The sequence below is a fragment of the Flavobacterium panacis genome (assembly GCF_024649945.1).
GTDB lineage: Bacteria > Bacteroidota > Bacteroidia > Flavobacteriales > Flavobacteriaceae > Flavobacterium > Flavobacterium panacis.
Genome location: NZ_JANKMS010000005.1, coordinates 182,597 through 199,831, shown reverse-complemented (window position 1 = coordinate 199,831; position 17,235 = coordinate 182,597). Strand labels below are relative to the sequence as shown.

Below are 17,235 nucleotides of genomic sequence, written 5' to 3'. Positions count from 1 at the left end.
GAAATAAGTGTTATTTATACGTTATTATATCGATTTCGTAAATATCACAATAAACTTAAAAAAGTTAAAAGCGAAAGATGTGCAACAGTTCATGCGATTTTAAATTCAATTTATGCTTTTAAGTTATTTAAAATATTTATTTTTGCTCTTCAGAAAATTCAACATACAATATAAAATATGAGAACAATACAATTTAGAGAGGCCATTTGCGAAGCGATGAGCGAAGAAATGCGTCGCGATGAATCCATATATTTAATGGGAGAAGAGGTTGCAGAATACAACGGAGCTTACAAAGCTTCAAAAGGAATGCTTGCTGAGTTTGGTGAAAAAAGAGTAATCGATACTCCAATTGCTGAGCTTGGATTTTCGGGAATTGCTGTAGGTTCGGCAATGAACGGAAACCGCCCTATTGTAGAATATATGACATTCAACTTCTGTTTAGTTGGTATTGATCAAATTATTAATAACGCTGCTAAAATGCGTCAAATGACAGGTGGACAGTTTAATGTGCCTATCGTTTTCCGTGGGCCAACAGCTTCTGCTGGTCAATTAGGAGCTACTCACTCACAAGCTTTAGAAAACTGGTTTGCTAACACTCCAGGTCTTAAAGTTATTGTTCCTTCAACTCCTTACGATGCAAAAGGACTTTTAAAATCTGCAATTCGTGATAATGACCCTGTAATCTTCATGGAGTCTGAGCAAATGTACGGTGACAAAGGTGAAGTGCCAGATGGAGAATACACAATTCCAATTGGGGTTGCTGATGTTAAACGTGAAGGAACAGATGTAACTATTGTTTCTTTCGGAAAAATCATCAAAGAAGCTTTTATTGCTGCTGATGAATTAGCTAAAGAAGGAATTTCTTGTGAAATTATCGATTTAAGAACAGTTCGTCCAATGGATAAAGATGCAATCTTAAAATCGGTTAAAAAAACAAACCGTTTAGTGATTCTTGAGGAAGCTTGGCCAGTTGCCAGCCTTTCTTCTGAAATTTCTTATATCGTTCAAGAACAAGCTTTCGACTTCCTTGATGCGCCAATTCAACGTATTACAACTGCAGATACTCCTGCACCTTACTCTCCAGTATTGCTTAAAGACTGGTTGCCAAATGCAGGTGATGTAGTAAAAGCAGTTAAAAAAGTATTATACAAATAATACACATTTAAAATACTCACAAAACTTCATCATTCATAGTTAATTGATGAAGTTTTTTTTTTGCCTAGACAATGAAAAGATTAGTTTTACTCAGCGTATTTTTTGTATTCGCATTTGCGGCTCTTGCTACTGCACAAACTAAAGTGAGTGGAATTGTCTTAGACAAATCAAATCAGCCTATACCTTTTGCAAATGTTGTTTTTAAAGGTTCTAATACTGGAATCGTTTCTAACGAAGACGGACGTTTTTATCTAGAATCTCCAAATACTTATACCGCTTTGATCGTAAGTTCTGCAGGATTTTCAGATAAGGAAGTGCCTTTGGACAAAGCAGTTAATTATAATTTTAAAATTGTTTTAGGCGAAGCCGAAGCTCTTAATGAGGTTGTAATTTATACCGGAAAAACTTCTAAAAAGAATAATCCGGCACTGGATATTTTGAGGAAAATTTGGGAAAGAAAACGTAAAAATGGACTTTACCAATTCAATCAATATGAAATGCAGAAGTATGAAAAGGTAGAGTTTGATATGAACACTATTGATAGTGCCTTCATGAAAAACAAACTTTTCAAAGGAATGGAGTTTGTTTTTAATCATGTTGATACTTCAGATGTTACGGGAAAAACATACTTGCCAATTTTTATCAACGAATCGGTTTATGATGTTTACGGTGATAATAAAATAAAGAAAGTAAAAGAAAATCTTACTGGGAATAAAATGTCTGGTTTTCAGGGTAATCAGCAAATTTTAGCCTTTGTAAAAGATCTTTATTCAGATTATAATATCTATGATAATCACCTAAAGTTTTTCGATAAAAGTTTTACAAGTCCGCTTTCAAAAACAGGGATTGATGTTTACAATTATGTCCTGAAAGACAGTGCGTACATCGACAAAAAATGGTGTTTTAATATTGTTTTTTATCCAAGACGTAAAAACGAATTGACTTTTAAAGGAGATTTTTGGGTAAACGATACCACTTTTGCCATCAAAAAAATTAATATGGGCGTTACCAAAAGTGCAAATATTAACTGGGTAAAAGACATTTATATTGAGCAGGAATTTGAAGTAGAAAATGATTCTATTTTCCTTCTGACACGTGATTATATGATGTCTGATTTTGCTTTAAACAAAAAAGAAAAATCAAAAGGAGTTTATGGAAAGCGAACGACTTTGTATCGCAATCATAAATTCAATATTCAAAAACCAGAGAAATTTTATAAAGAAGAAGTCAATTTTATAGACAATGCGGTCTATGAGCGACCGCCTGAGTTCTGGGAAGAAAATCGTTTCGAGAAATTAAATAAAGACGAAGCAGGTATTTATAAAATGCTCGACACACTGCAGACCGTCAAGCGATTTAAGCAGTTGTACAATCTCGTCTCCATTTTAGGAAGTGGTTATGTCGAATTTAAGAACTTCGACTACGGTCCTATTTATTCTACTTTTGGATATAATGAAGTTGAAGGTTTACGACTAAGAGTAGGAGGAAGAACCTATTTTGGACCAAATGATCCATGGCGTATTCAAGCTTATACGGCTTACGGATTTGATGATAGTAAATTCAAATATGGCGTTTCTGGAAAATGGATGGTGGACAAGAAAAACCGTGTCATTATTTCTGGAGGAAATAGACGTGATATTGAGCAAATTGGAGCGAGTTTAACGACTACAAATGATGTTTTAGGGAGAAGTTTTGCATCGTCTGCATTGTTTACAACAGGAAGTAACGGAAAATTAACGAACATTAATTTAAGTAACCTTTCAGTTGAAATGGAGGCGAAGAAGAATTTTATTGTTTCTGCAGGATTCTCTTATCGAACATTAGAATCGGCTTCTAAGACTTTTAGTTTAGATTATTACACCACGTTGCCAACTGCCGCCAATCCAATGGGAGTTATCAAAAGTGATGTGAAACAATCTGAAGCTAATATTCAGTTTGAATATATGCCAAATCGTAAAACAATTGGTTATGGTGTAGAAAGAGATTTAGTGGATAGTCCGTTCAGTCATTTCTTTGTGAATTTCAGTTATGGATTAAAAGGAGTTCTGGATAGTGATTTTGCTTATGAAAAGATTCAAGTTTTTTATAAACAACCAATTATAATTGGACCTTTAGGAAGATCAAATATTATTGTTGAAACAGGTAAAACTTTTGGAACAATTCCGTTGGGATTAATGAGTGTAATTCCGGGTAACCAAACGTATTTTACAATTGAAAATACATTTAGTAACTTGAATTTCTACGAATTCGTAACCGATCAATATACTACTTTGCAATGGAATCATGATTTTGGTGGAAGATTATTCGCTAGAATTCCATTTATGAGAAAATTAAATTGGAGAGAGTTTATTGGAGTTAGAGCCGTTCACGGAACTATTTCCGATGCTAATCGCGCTATTAATGCTTCTGGATTGCCTTATAATGCTCCAGAAAAAGTGTATTATGAATACCACGCTGGAATTGGAAATATATTCAAAGTATTCCGTATTGATTTCTCTTGGAGAGGAAATTATTTAGACATGCCAGACGCTCACAAATTTGCTGTAAAAGGATCTTTTGGATTCTATTTCTAGTCAGATTAATAAAATATAATGAAACAAATGAACAAGAATTTCTTTGTAAAAACTCACGGATTAGGAAATGAGTATATAGTACTAGACAGCAAGAATATTGCTTTCGAACTTAGTCAAAAAGCGATAACAAGAATCTGTAATGTAAATTTCGGAATAGGTTCTGACGGTATTCTTCTTTTAGTTGATTCTAATCGTGCTGATATTGGTTTGCAAATCTTTAATCCAGACGGTTCTGAAGCTGAGAAAAGCGGTAATGGACTTCGTATATTTTGTAAATACGTTTTTGATTACGGAATAATAACTAAAAATGAATTTACTGTTGAAACAAAAGGTGGAATCGTAAAAGCGACCATTGAAGAAACGATAAGTAATAAAGCGAAAATTATAACTGTCGATATGGGACAGGCAATTTTCAAATCAGATCTTATTCCAACAAAATTTGAAACTCCAGAAGTTGATAACATTACAATTGAGGCAAATGGTAAATCTTTTGATGTTAATTGTGTTTCTGTTGGAAATCCGCATTGTGTTATTCTTAAAGAAGATTTAAATATCGAAGAAATAAAACAGTTTGGACCATTTTTAGAAAATCATAAAATGTTTCCAAACAGAATCAATGTTCAGTTTGCCAAAGTAATAAACCGAAATGAAGTTGAAGTTTTAATTTGGGAAAGAGGAGCAGGATTTACACTTGCATCAGGAAGTTCGTCTTGTGCAGTGGCAAGTGTGTTGAAAAAGAAAGGTTTAGTAGACGAAAATATAACGATTAAAATGCAGGGCGGAACATTAAAAATAAATGTTGATGCTGATTTTAATATCAGGATGACAGGAGAAGTTAGAGAAATTTGCTCTGGTATTTTGAGCGATGAACTGATTGAAGATGTTAATTTGTAAAACCTTTTATTAACTCTCTGTTATATAACTTAGAAAGTACATTAATTTATGGATAAAATGCATAGATTAATGTACTTTTTTTATTGTAAAAAGGGATTGTTTAGTTATTTTTGCAACCGAAATTATAGAAACATTAAAAAACGAAAATGACCGCAGACAAATTAACGACTTTCGATGTATTAATCGAAATACCAAGAGGAAGCAGAAATAAATACGAATACGATTTTGAAATTAAAAGAATGCGTTTCGACAGAATGTTATTCTCTTCAATGATGTACCCGGCTGATTACGGATTTATTCCAGAAACTTTAGCTTTAGACGGTGATCCTCTTGACGTATTAGTTTTGGTAAACGAGCCAACTTTTCCTGGATGTGTTATGGAAGTTAAACCAATCGGTGTATTCCACATGGCAGATGATAAAGGACCAGACGAGAAAATTATTTGTGTACCAGTTTCAGATCCAATCTGGAATTCTTTAAACGATCTTTCTGATATTAACCCACACTTAGTAAAAGAAATTGAGCACTTTTTCCAAGTTTACAAAGACCTTGAAAACAAAAAAGTAGATGTAGAAGGATGGGGAGACGTAAAAGAAGCTTACGATATTATCGCTGAGTGTACAAAACGTTTTGATGACATTGAAAATAAACCAGCAGGATTATTTAGCATTAAATAATTTTAACCGCATTCTAATATAAAAAAAGCAATACTGCCGTCAGGAGTATTGCTTTTTTGTTTAAATTCGTTTTAGTTAGATTGTTGACTATTAACCAAAACCATTAATAATTATGAATGCATTTATGATTTACCTGCCAATTGTTATGGCAGTTTTAGGATTACTTTTCATGGGAATAAAAAGGACTTGGGTTTTAAAACAAGATGCTGGAGATGGCAAGATGAAAGAGATTTCAGATTACATCTACGAAGGAGCCTTGGCCTTCCTCAAAGCCGAATATAAACTATTAACTATATTCGTAATTATTGCCAGTTTAGCCTTGGCAGGAATTACTTTTATTCCAGGTGTAAAAACACATTTATTAATCGTAATTGCATTTATTTTTGGTGCTTTATTTTCGGCTTATGCTGGAAATATCGGAATGAAAATAGCAACTAAAACAAACGTTAGAACTACTCAAGCAGCGCGTACAAGTTTACCACAGGCATTAAAAGTTTCTTTTGGCGGTGGAACTGTAATGGGATTAGGTGTTGCAGGGCTGGCAGTTTTAGGATTGACAGCTTTTTTTATAATCTTTTTTAATTTATTTTCTGATGGAGTTTGGAAAGATACCGATACGATGACGGTTGTTTTAGAAACTCTTGCAGGATTTTCATTAGGTGCAGAATCTATCGCTTTGTTTGCCAGAGTAGGAGGCGGAATTTATACCAAAGCAGCCGATGTTGGTGCCGATTTAGTAGGTAAAGTTGAAGCTGGAATCCCAGAAGATGATCCGCGTAATCCAGCAACAATTGCAGATAACGTGGGCGATAACGTAGGGGATGTTGCCGGTATGGGAGCCGATTTATTCGGATCTTATGTCGCAACGGTTTTAGCAGCAATGGTTCTTGGAAACTATGTGATAAAAGATATGGGAGGAAGTATAAATGATGCTTTCGGCGGAATTGGGCCAATTTTGCTTCCAATGGCAATTGCAGGTTTCGGAATCTTATTTTCTATTATCGGGACAACATTAGTAAAAATCTCAGATGATAATGCAAGAGAAGCCCAAGTACAAAAAGCATTAAATATAGGGAACTGGGTTTCAATTATATTAACGGCTGTAGCTTGTTTCTTCTTAGTAAAACATATGCTTCCAGAAACCATGCAGATGACTTTCTTTGGAGAAGGTTCAAAAGCCATTTCATCAATGCGTGTTTTTTATGCAACATTGGTCGGATTGGTAGTTGGTGGAGCAATTTCATCGGTGACAGAATATTATACAGGATTAGGAACAAAACCAGTTTTGGCGATTGTTCAAAAATCTTCTACAGGTGCAGGAACCAACGTTATTGCAGGTTTGGCAACAGGAATGATTTCTACATTTCCAACCGTATTGTTATTTGCTGTAGCAATTTGGATTTCGTATGCTTTAGCAGGATTTTATGGAGTAGCATTGGCGGCTTCAGCAATGATGGCAACAACAGCAATGCAATTGGCAATTGATGCTTTCGGACCAATTTCTGATAATGCTGGAGGAATTGCAGAAATGAGTGAATTGCCAAAAGAAGTTCGTACTAGAACTGATATTTTAGATTCAGTAGGAAATACTACAGCAGCAACAGGAAAAGGTTTTGCAATTGCTTCTGCAGCTTTAACTTCATTAGCTTTATTTGCTGCTTATGTAACTTTCACAGGAATTGACGGAATTAATATTTTCAAAGCACCAGTTTTGGCTATGTTATTTGTTGGAGGAATGATTCCAGTAGTTTTCTCAGCTCTTGCAATGAATTCTGTTGGAAAAGCCGCAATGGATATGGTTTACGAAGTTCGCCGTCAGTTTAAAGAAATTGCCGGAATTATGGAAGGAACTGGAAAACCAGAATACGGAAAATGTGTTGAAATTTCCACAAAAGCCGCTTTGCGCGAAATGATGCTTCCAGGAATTTTAACTATTGGATTTCCAATTTTGATTGTCATTATTGGGAAATTGGTTTACGCAGACAACAATCAGCTTATTGCTGAAATGTTAGGAGGATATATGGCAGGAGTTACCGTTTCTGGAGTACTTTGGGCAGTTTTCCAGAACAATGCTGGAGGTGCTTGGGATAATGCTAAAAAATCTTTCGAAGCAGGAGTAATGATTAACGGAGAAATGACTTATAAAGGTTCAGATGCACATAAAGCAGCCGTAACCGGAGATACTGTTGGGGATCCGTTTAAAGATACTTCTGGACCTTCAATGAATATTTTGATCAAGTTAACTTGTTTGATTGGATTGGTAATTGCTCCGATTTTGGGTGAAGGTCATGCTCCGTCAGACATTGCTGGAAAAGCTTCTTGCTGCGCTAAAACAGAAATGCATGCGAGCGGCCTTTCTAAATGCGGAGATATGTCTGGAATGACAAAAGAAGAATGTATTAAGATGTGTAAAGAGAAAGGTTGTTCTCCCGAAGAAACAGCAAAATGTCTGGCACACTTTGATGCAAATGGAAAATATGCTCATACAGAAAGTCAATCCGTGAAAGTTGAGGTTAAAAATATAAACGGAAAAACTACAGGAACTGTTACTAAAACTGAAAATGGCAAAACAACAACAGAAGTTTTCGAAGGAACCGAAGAAGAAGTTTTAGCAAAAGTTGAAGCAGCTAAATAATAGAGCTTTTTCAAAGTTTTAAACTTTGAAAAAGCTTCAAAAAGAAAAGCCTCTAAAATTATTTTAGAGGCTTTTTTGTATTTTTTGTAAATTCGTGAAATCTGTGTTTTAAAACAGTCCGTTCAACTCAGCATCAATTCTATTGATAATATCTCCTAAATCTTCTGGATTGTCTACAAAATTGATGTTATCTACATCAATGATTAATAAACGTCCTTTAGTGTAAGTCTGAATCCAAGCTTCGTATCTTTCGTTCAAACGGCTTAAATAATCGATAGAAATAGAGTTTTCGTACTCACGTCCGCGTTTGTGAATTTGCCCTACTAAATTCGGAATAGAACTTCTTAGGTAAATCAATAAATCTGGTGGTTTTACCAAAGATTCCATTAATTCAAATAAAGAAGTATAATTTTCAAAATCACGGCTTGTCATTAATCCCATTGAATACAAATTGGGAGCGAAAATATAAGCATCTTCATAAATCGTTCTGTCCTGAATGATTTTTTTTCCGCTTTGGCGAATTTGCTGCACTTGACGAAAACGGCTGTTTAGGAAATAAATCTGAAGATTAAACGACCAGCGTTCCATTTGATGGTAAAAATCATCCAGATAAGGATTATCAACTACATCTTCATAATGAGGTTCCCATTTAAAATGTTTGGCTAATAATTTGGTCAGAGTGGTTTTTCCTGCGCCTATGTTTCCTGCTATTGCTATGTGCATTACGGTGTTACGATTTTATAATTGGATATATCTGTTGATGTAAAAATAGATAAAATTTGGTCTTTGTAATAAAAATTGTTAAAGGTTTTTTCTAAAATTTTAATCTCAGAAATTACATCAGAATTTGCTTTATTAAACCCTTTAAAGTACAAAAAATTGTTCTTACTGAAAATATATTGACTGTTGTTGATCATTTGAATTTTGTCAAAATCGGGAATTTTACCCAATGAAGTGATTTTTCCAAAAATGTCGCAAGAAAACCAATTATTATTTTTGTCGATCCAATTAAAGGTATTGAAATCGGTTTGGTAATATTTGATCGGTTCGGTTAAAGGAATTGAAACAGTTTTATATTCATTTTTTAAATAATCAAAAAGACCAATCTGTTGGTTTAAAGTGTTGTAAAGCCATAACTGATTTTGTGTTGACATTCCGATTGCATCTGTTACAATAGGTGTTGTACTTTGCGAAAAATTAATTTCGGTGATTTTATTCAATTGATTGTCTAATAAAACAACACTGTTGAAATCTTCATAAAACAAAACCATTTTTAACGGATTCTGTAAATCAACTTTGGTAATATTTCCTAACGATACATTTTTATATTCAAAAAGTTCATTCCCTTTCGTTTTACTGAAAACATTGTTTTTTATCTGGTACGAATAGCCAAAAGAATCGTAACTTAAAAATTCATCAGCGTCATTTTTATAATGAGAAATTATTGTCGGATTTATACCAGAATCCTGTGCAGATATTGCATTTGCAGTACAGAAGATGAATAAAAAGAATAATAATTTTTGCACTATTTTACGCATTAGAAATTGATTTTCAAGAAGACCAAATTACAAAAAAACGGGCATTAGAAGTTCAATTTTACCTTTTAAACCTTTCTTAATTCTAATAGTCTAAAAAATAGGCTGTTCTGTCTATTTGCTGCACGCATTAATATATTTAATTTTTAGGATTTTAAAATAAATAATACATTTGAATGTAAGTTTTTTCCAGCTTACTCACTTTTAAAGAAAATACAATGAGAAAGATACTTTTTTATATGACATTGATGCTTGTTGGTTCTCAGATCCAAGCTCAAAAAGATTTTCAGGGAATGGCTGTTTACGAGTCAAAAACACAAGCGCCAAAGTTTGAAGGAATGCGTGGCAATAGAGATATAACGCCCGAAATGCAGAAAAGCATGGAAGAACGCATGAAAAAAATGCTTGAAAAAACATTTATTTTAAATTTCGACAAATCGGCATCTATTTACAAAGAAGAAGAAAAATTGGAAACTCCTGGACAACAAGGAGGTTTTCGCGTCATGTTTGGTTCATTAACGGGAGGCGGAGGAACTTTTTATAAAGATGTAAAAGCAAAATCGTATACGGTTGATAAAGAATTTATGGGTAAAGAGTTTTTGGTTGTGGATTCTCTGCCAAAATTAAACTGGAAGATGGAACAGGAAACCAAGCAAATTGGAGGTTATAATTGTTACAAAGCTACAGCAGTAAAGCAAGCGAGCAAAACCGATTTTAGAAACTTCAGGCCTAAAAATAATGATGATAAAAAGGATGAAGCCAAAAAAACATCTGGAGATACCAAAACCAATTTTACAGACAATTTTGAAATACCAAAAGAAATCGTAGTAACAGCTTGGTATACACCAGAAATTCCGGTTAATCAAGGACCTGAAAATTATTGGGGACTTCCAGGTTTAATTCTGGAAATTAATGATGGAACAACCACTATTTTGTGTTCAAAAGTAGTTTTAAATCCTAAAGATAGAGCAGAAATTAAACCTTCTAAAAAGGGAAAAGTAATTTCTCAGAAAGAATATGACGAAACAGTGATTAAGAAAATGGAAGAATTTAGAGAGATGAATCGAGGACGTGCAGGCGGGCCTCCTCCAATGGGAAGATAAAACTTCCAAAGTTTACAAATATCTAAATTCCAAATTCCAATATTCTCATAATGAATAGAATACTTTTTATTTTTGCCTTATTTTTTACTTCTATATGCTTTTCTCAAAGTGTCCGTTTTGATGGTTTTATTCAGGATGAACAGAAAAATCCGTTGGAAATGGCCAACATTATGGCTATCAACAATGGTACAAAAGCAATGGATTCTTACGGAATTACCAATGATAAAGGAAAATTTCAGTTGACTTTAAAACCGAATACTTCTTATACTATTAAAGTAAGTTATCTTGGAATGAAATCTAAAGATGTTGCCGTAACCACAAAAACAGAAAACATTACTCAGAATGTTGTTTTAGATGGTGCCGGAATCGAATTGGAAGGCGTGGAAATTGTACGCGAAATGCCAGTTTCTATCAAAGGAGATACAATCGTTTACAATGCTGATTCTTTTAAATCTGGAACGGAGAAAAAGCTGGAAGATGTACTGAAAAAACTTCCAGGAGTTGAGGTAAATGCCGACGGAGAAATTGAAGTAGAAGGCAAAAAAGTGAGCAAATTAATGGTGGAAGGAAAGGATTTTTTTGATGGAGATACTAAATTAGGGGTTAAAAATATTCCAGCAGATGCTATTGATAAAATTCAGGTATTGCGAAATTATAACGAAGTAAGCGCACTAAAAGGTTTGGAAAACGATCAGGATAATGTGGCTATGAATATTAAGCTGAAAGAGGGTAAAAAGAACTTTTGGTTTGGAGATGTTACTGCAGGAATTGGAGTTGCAGAATTGGACAGCCGTTATATTATTAATCCCAAGTTGTTTTATTATAGTCCAAAATACAGTATTAACGTAATTACCAATTTTAATAATATTGGTGAATTGCCTTTAACGGCGCAGGATTATTTTAAGTTTACTGGCGGATTCAAAAATATGATGAAAAAAGGAGGAAGTAGTTTTAATGTTTCTTCAAATGATTTAGGAATTTCGTTGCTTCGAAATAATCGAGCTAAAGAAATTGAGACCAAATTTGGTGCTACAAACTTCGCTTATTCAGTCAATAAATCATGGAATTTAAGCGGTTTCGGAATTCTTTCGACTTCAAAAACAGAATTGGAAACCAAATCACAGACTACGTATTTGGGTTCTGGAGATCAAGATAAACGTGATGAAAATACAAATCAGAAGAATAATTTGGGACTTTTTAAATTAAGTTCAACGTATAAACCAAGTGATAAATTTCAGTTTGATTATGATATCTTAACCAAATTGACAAAACAAGAAGAATATTCAGATTTGTTGCGTGAATCGATTGTAACCAATCAGGCTACTTCAGAAACTATTTTTACAACAAAAAAACAAGATCCAACTTCTATAAATCAGAATCTGAATTTATATTATACACAAAGCACTAAAAATATTTTTGCTTTTGAAATGCAGCATTTGTATCAGGATGAAAATCCTTTTTATAACGCTAATCTGCGCACACAACCTTTTAGTGATGATTTTTTGACAGGATATAATTCTGGACAAAATCGAAATGATTACAATCAGAACCGTTTTGTGAAAACTAATAAATTGGATGCTAAATTGGATTACTATTATATGGTAACGCCAAAAAGCAATATCAATATTACTGTAGGGAATACCTATTCGTATCAAAATTTCAATTCACACATTTTTCAGATGTTGGATGACGGAACAAGAAACGATTTGACTGATTCCTCAAATAACAATGATGTAGATTATAGGTTTAATGATGCCTTTTTAGGTTTCCATTATAAAATTCTAACAGGGAAATTTACTTTAACGCCTGGTGTAAGTGTGCATACTTACCAAATGACAAACGGACAATTGGGAACCGATTATTCTCAGAATTTTGTAAAAGTGCTGCCGGATTTCTTTGCTTTATATCAAATCAAAAAATCAGAAACATTAACATATAATTTCTCTTTAACGAATGATTTTACAGATATTAATCAATTAGCAGAAGGTTATGTTTTGTCTAATTATAGCAGTTTGTTTCGTGGAAATCGTTATTTAGAAAATGCAACCTCACAAGTACATTCGCTTCGTTATTTCAAATATAATATGTTCAATTTTGAAAATATTTTTGCGAATGCAACCTATACCAGAAAAGTGGATGCTATTAAAACAAAAGCTGATTTTGATGGGGTTAATCAGTTTTCAGTTCCATACAATTCTAATTTAGCTGATGAAACTTTCTCAGGAATGGGAGCTTACGGACGTTCGTTTTTAAAAAATTATAAAGCCTCAGTTAATGCAAGTCTGAACTGGTCAAAGTTTAATAACATTCAAAATGAAGACTTAAGAACGACAGAAAGTTTTGTTCAGAGTTATACAGTTAGAGCTTCAACGAATTATAAAAATTTGCCGAATATCGAATTTGGATACAATCTTTTAGTTAATAAATACAGCGGTTCAACTTTTTACACAGACAAACCTTTTGCAAAACTAGATTATTATTTCTTAGATAGTTTTTCTTTTGTTTCTGAATATGAATTCTATCATTATTATAACGGAGATAAATCAGTCGATAATGAATATGATTTCTTAAGTGCGAGTTTAATTTATCAGAAGAAAAACAGTAAATGGGAGTACAAAGTATCAGCAACTAATTTATTGAATACAAGATATCTTAACGACGATAATTTTACGCAATTCTCTACAAGAGTTTCTCAATATACAGTTCAGCCACGTTATATTATCTTTTCAATGAAATATAATTTATAGTATTTTAATTACATATTGATGGTTTTTTAAACTTTAGTTCCGAAAGAATCAGATATCTTTGTGTTTTAATTATAAACCAAAATTTTAATTATGCGCAATTTTATTTGGAGTTTAATGCTATTGTTTTTTGGAATATTAACCGTTTCATCTCAGACAAATGGCATCGAAAAAGGAACTTATCTATCTAAAAATAAAGGTCAGAAAATCAAATTAAATTTATTAGACGACAATAAATACGAATTGGTATTCTATTCGGGAGATTATGAGGTAAAAGGCGATTCTTTGTTATTTGCTAAAAATACAGAAGCACAAACCAATTTTGATCTTTCTTTTAAAGTCGATAAAAAAGCTAAAAGTATAAAAGTAAACTTCAAAGATCCTGCTTACTATGCTTTCTATATTGGAACTCAAAACGGGAAAGAGGATGTTAAATATCAAAGAATTTCAGATATTAAAACCAAAGTTGATCCAGATTATTCTAAAGTTGATTTAGATTTTGAAATTGAAAAAGCCGACTTTCTGTATTTAGTGTATGAAGAATACGGAGCAGAAAGTACTGTTTTTAAATATGCAATTCCTAAAGATGCTTCGGAAGTAACCATTACTTATGAACTGGCAGTTTTAGGAGATTTGAAAATTACCGGATTTTTTGACAGAACGACAAATGAGTTAAAAATTTCAGAACAATCAGGTTTAAATCCTTTGATTTTTACTAATGCTAAAGATCCGCAGCCAGCTAAAAAAGATTCCAAAGTTCGTCCACTAGAAACGAAGTCTATTGTCAATTGGACTTATTCAGGAAAAGATGCTTCAAGTTATGATTATGGAGAAGCAGTCGCAGTTGATAGTGCAGCTGTAGTAACAGCGCCTCCAGTCTATAGTTCTGGTTATAATTTCAAATTAAAAGTTGAAGACAATCTTAAAAAAGCAATTGAATCGACAAAAAAAGCCAGCAATAAATTTTTGGTTGTAGTAGTTGATAGTAAAAACAAGTCAATCAAAGAAAACTTTGGTGCTTTTTTAAAAGAACAAGAAACACAGACAGGATACAATATGTACGATTCGTACAATGCTCTTTATGATATTTATAATTTTTATTTGGCAGGATCAGACGACAAAAAGTGGCTTAAAAACAATAATATCAACGACGATCCAAGAATCATTATTTTAAATGGAGAAGGAAAACAGTTGGCTATAGCAAAATCAGATTTAGCGACACAACAATATCATTTTTCTTACTACGATGATCTTTATAGAAAACTTCAAAGAGCAAATGCTTTTCTTTCTATAGATACTGCTTTAAAAAACAAAAAAACATCAGATACAGATTTGATTACTGCATTTAACAAAGGGGCAACATTAGAAGCTACTTATGATTATGATTCGGCTTACACAGTAGAGGATGTTAACTCGACTGAATTTGTTATTACCAAAACTGATTTAAATCAAAAAGAAGTAGCGCAAACTTGGAAAAAACTAATCGAGTCGCATCAAAAAGATAAAAGTGTAAATATGTATTTGGTTGAAACGATTTTGAAAGAAATCAAAAATCAAGGATTTACAAAACAGCTTTTTAATACAGATAGAATCCTAAACGATACTGATTTCTTGGCAATCGATTATGTTTTGAAACATTCAGATGAAATTGAAAATATGCGATCTGGATTTAATACCAAGGAAGGAGAACTTCATAGTATTGGGAATCCAATTTCTGAAATTTCAGATGCATTGCAACAAAATCTGTATGCTTCACAAGATGGAGTTTCTGGAGAAATAAACAAAGAAAAAGTGAATTCACTTTATAAAAGAATCATTGATTCTGGAAAAGGAAATTTTGATGCTTATAGAAATTATTTTAGTTATCTAGGTCAAATTACAGAGAATGATGGCTCAAATGCAACGTACCTAAAAGAGTTTAGCACCTATTTCGATTCTACTCTTGCAGGTGGAAGTCCGATAGAAAAATTGGATGCTATTTTTTCTACACTAGATTCCAGCTCAAGTTATTCGTATGACGGATGGAACTCTTTTAAATATTACCATTCAGATCTTTGTAATAATGCGGCATGGACTGTTGTAGAAAATCCTATGAATGCAAATTATTTAAAAGATGCTATTAAATGGTCTGAATACAGTTTAGTGCTTACTAAAAACAGCCCTTATTATTTAGATACATTAGCACAATTGTATTATAAAGACGGACAAAAACAAAAAGCAATCGAAATGCAGAAATTGGCCGTGAAATATTTAAATGATACTGTTGATGAAGAAACCGCATCAAGTATAAAAGAAGTATTAACTAAAATGAGTAACGGAACATATTAACTTTATAATTAAAAAGAAATAAAAAAGGCTGTCTAAATGAATAGACAGCCTTTTTTGTATTTAGAAATTCAGATTGAATTATAATCCGAATGCAGCTTTTACTTGGTCAACAAAATCAAGTTTTTCCCATGTAAACAATTCAACAGTAACTGATTTTTCGTTTCCACCTGGAGCAGAGAAAGTTTTAGTAACCGTTTCTGGTTTACGTCCCATGTGTCCGTAAGCAGCAGTTTCGCTGTAAATAGGGTTTCTTAATTTTAAACGTTGCTCGATAAAGTAAGGACGCATATCAAAGATAGCTTCTACTTTTTTAGCGATTTCACCGTTAGTTAAGTTTACTTTAGAAGTTCCGTAAGTTTCAATGAAGATTCCCATTGGCTCAGCAACTCCAATTGCGTAAGAAACCTGAACTAAGATTTCGTCAGCAACACCAGCAGCAACTAAGTTTTTAGCGATATGACGAGTTGCATAAGCAGCACTTCTGTCTACTTTACTTGGATCTTTTCCAGAGAATGCACCACCACCGTGAGCACCTTTTCCGCCGTAAGTATCCACGATAATTTTTCTTCCTGTTAAACCAGTATCTCCGTGAGGTCCTCCAATAACGAATTTTCCTGTTGGGTTAATGTGGTAGTTGATTTTATCGTTAAATAAATGAGCGTGCTCAGGATTTTTAGCGATAATTCTAGGAATTAAGATTTCAACGATATCTTTTTTGATTTTAGCTAACATCGTAGCTTCTTCATCAAAATCATCGTGTTGTGTAGAGATAACAATCGCGTCAATACGAGTTGGTTTGTTATCATCGCTGTATTCTAACGTTACTTGAGATTTAGCATCTGGACGTAAATAAGTGATTTCTTTGTTTTCACGTCTTAAAATTGCTAACTCTTGTAATAATTTATGAGATAAATCTAATGCCAATGGCATGTAGTTTTCAGTTTCGTTTGTAGCGTAACCAAACATCATTCCTTGATCACCAGCACCTTGCTCTTCTGGCTTAGCTCTGTCAACACCTTGGCTAATGTCTGCAGATTGTTCGTGAATTGCAGAAAGAATTCCACAAGAATTCGCTTCAAACATATATTCACTTTTAGTATATCCAATTTTACGGATTACTTCACGTGCAATTTGCTGTACATCAAGATAAGTATTCGATTTTACTTCACCTGCTAAAATAACCTGACCAGTTGTAACTAATGTTTCACAAGCTACTTTAGAATCAGCGTCAAATGCCAAAAAGTTGTCAATTAATGCATCCGAAATTTGATCTGCAACTTTGTCTGGATGCCCTTCACTAACAGATTCTGACGTAAATAAATAAGCCATAATAATTTAATAATAATGTTTTAATTTAAAATTAAGCGGGAAAAAGAATTGCTAAAAAGGGCTAAAGGAGAGTTCCTGCTTTAGCATTTTTTACTACTGAAATGAATCTTTCAGCATTCATAACGAAACCATTTCATTATGAAGAGGTTGCAATCAGTTCAAATTTTTCCTCTGTTTCGGGTGCAAAGGTATGAAACCATTTTGATTTGCAAATCAAAGTTCAACTTTTTTTATTTTTTATGAGAGAAATTTAACAATAACA

The 17,235-nt window shown here is 33.1% G+C and carries 11 protein-coding genes; 8 read left to right on the top strand and 3 right to left on the bottom strand.

Going from position 1 to position 17,235, the window contains the following annotated elements:
- Window positions 1-177 precede the first annotated feature (177 nt).
- The 5 genes from NQQ59_RS12680 (at window position 178) to NQQ59_RS12660 (ending at window position 7,934) form a co-directional block, all read left to right on the top strand.
- A complete protein-coding gene (locus NQQ59_RS12680; RefSeq protein WP_109191633.1) occupies window positions 178-1,155 on the top strand; it encodes a pyruvate dehydrogenase complex E1 component subunit beta in 978 nt (325 codons plus the stop codon).
- 71 nt (window positions 1,156-1,226) lie between these two features.
- Window positions 1,227-3,728, top strand: a complete 2,502-nt coding sequence (locus NQQ59_RS12675; RefSeq protein WP_144215627.1) for a DUF5686 and carboxypeptidase-like regulatory domain-containing protein — start codon at window positions 1,227-1,229, stop codon at window positions 3,726-3,728.
- Between the two features lie 27 nt (window positions 3,729-3,755).
- Window positions 3,756-4,622 (top strand): diaminopimelate epimerase, encoded by an 867-nt coding sequence (gene dapF, locus NQQ59_RS12670; protein WP_144215626.1) that lies wholly within the window; start codon window positions 3,756-3,758, stop codon window positions 4,620-4,622.
- A 146-nt stretch (window positions 4,623-4,768) separates the two neighbouring features.
- Window positions 4,769-5,299: an inorganic diphosphatase gene (locus NQQ59_RS12665; RefSeq protein ID WP_111288276.1), complete on the top strand. Its 531-nt coding sequence runs from the start codon at window positions 4,769-4,771 to the stop codon at window positions 5,297-5,299.
- A 112-nt stretch (window positions 5,300-5,411) separates the two neighbouring features.
- A complete protein-coding gene (locus NQQ59_RS12660) occupies window positions 5,412-7,934 on the top strand; it encodes a sodium-translocating pyrophosphatase (protein ID WP_144215625.1) in 2,523 nt (840 codons plus the stop codon).
- Window positions 7,935-8,042: 108 nt separating this feature from the next.
- Here NQQ59_RS12660 and NQQ59_RS12655 read toward each other — a convergent pair whose 3' ends face one another.
- Window positions 8,043-8,657, bottom strand: coding sequence for a deoxynucleoside kinase (locus NQQ59_RS12655; protein WP_144215624.1), 615 nt, complete (start codon window positions 8,655-8,657; stop codon window positions 8,043-8,045).
- Window positions 8,657-9,472 (bottom strand): hypothetical protein, encoded by an 816-nt coding sequence (locus NQQ59_RS12650; RefSeq protein WP_144215623.1) that lies wholly within the window; start codon window positions 9,470-9,472, stop codon window positions 8,657-8,659. The genes NQQ59_RS12655 and NQQ59_RS12650 overlap by 1 nt, the downstream gene beginning before the upstream one ends.
- A 215-nt stretch (window positions 9,473-9,687) precedes the next feature.
- On the opposite strand from NQQ59_RS12650, the gene NQQ59_RS12645 reads away from it, so the two are divergent.
- From NQQ59_RS12645 to NQQ59_RS12635, 3 genes are all read left to right on the top strand, one after another.
- On the top strand, window positions 9,688-10,572 hold the full coding sequence (locus NQQ59_RS12645; RefSeq protein WP_144215622.1) for a GLPGLI family protein: 885 nt from the start codon (window positions 9,688-9,690) through the stop codon (window positions 10,570-10,572).
- Between the two features lie 50 nt (window positions 10,573-10,622).
- On the top strand, window positions 10,623-13,319 hold the full coding sequence (locus tag NQQ59_RS12640) for a carboxypeptidase-like regulatory domain-containing protein (protein WP_144215621.1): 2,697 nt from the start codon (window positions 10,623-10,625) through the stop codon (window positions 13,317-13,319).
- A gap of 90 nt (window positions 13,320-13,409) precedes the next feature.
- On the top strand, window positions 13,410-15,644 hold the full coding sequence (locus tag NQQ59_RS12635) for a hypothetical protein (protein ID WP_144215620.1): 2,235 nt from the start codon (window positions 13,410-13,412) through the stop codon (window positions 15,642-15,644).
- Between the two features lie 78 nt (window positions 15,645-15,722).
- Here the strand turns inward: NQQ59_RS12635 and metK are convergent, their stop codons facing one another.
- Window positions 15,723-16,973, bottom strand: a complete 1,251-nt coding sequence (metK, locus tag NQQ59_RS12630; protein ID WP_144215619.1) for a methionine adenosyltransferase — start codon at window positions 16,971-16,973, stop codon at window positions 15,723-15,725.
- Window positions 16,974-17,235 lie beyond the last annotated feature (262 nt).

What these genes read in the sequence shown, in the direction of transcription:
- NQQ59_RS12680 (WP_109191633.1), top strand. Translation starts at nt 178, where the DNA reads ATGAGAACAATACAATTTAGAGAGGCCATTTGCGAAGCGATGAGCGAA.
- NQQ59_RS12675 (WP_144215627.1), top strand. Translation starts at nt 1,227, where the DNA reads ATGAAAAGATTAGTTTTACTCAGCGTATTTTTTGTATTCGCATTTGCG.
- dapF (WP_144215626.1), top strand. Translation starts at nt 3,756, where the DNA reads ATGAACAAGAATTTCTTTGTAAAAACTCACGGATTAGGAAATGAGTAT.
- NQQ59_RS12665 (WP_111288276.1), top strand. Translation starts at nt 4,769, where the DNA reads ATGACCGCAGACAAATTAACGACTTTCGATGTATTAATCGAAATACCA.
- NQQ59_RS12660 (WP_144215625.1), top strand. Translation starts at nt 5,412, where the DNA reads ATGAATGCATTTATGATTTACCTGCCAATTGTTATGGCAGTTTTAGGA.
- NQQ59_RS12655 (WP_144215624.1), bottom strand. Translation starts at nt 8,657, where the DNA reads ATGCACATAGCAATAGCAGGAAACATAGGCGCAGGAAAAACCACTCTG.
- NQQ59_RS12650 (WP_144215623.1), bottom strand. Translation starts at nt 9,472, where the DNA reads ATGCGTAAAATAGTGCAAAAATTATTATTCTTTTTATTCATCTTCTGT.
- NQQ59_RS12645 (WP_144215622.1), top strand. Translation starts at nt 9,688, where the DNA reads ATGAGAAAGATACTTTTTTATATGACATTGATGCTTGTTGGTTCTCAG.
- NQQ59_RS12640 (WP_144215621.1), top strand. Translation starts at nt 10,623, where the DNA reads ATGAATAGAATACTTTTTATTTTTGCCTTATTTTTTACTTCTATATGC.
- NQQ59_RS12635 (WP_144215620.1), top strand. Translation starts at nt 13,410, where the DNA reads ATGCGCAATTTTATTTGGAGTTTAATGCTATTGTTTTTTGGAATATTA.
- metK (WP_144215619.1), bottom strand. Translation starts at nt 16,973, where the DNA reads ATGGCTTATTTATTTACGTCAGAATCTGTTAGTGAAGGGCATCCAGAC.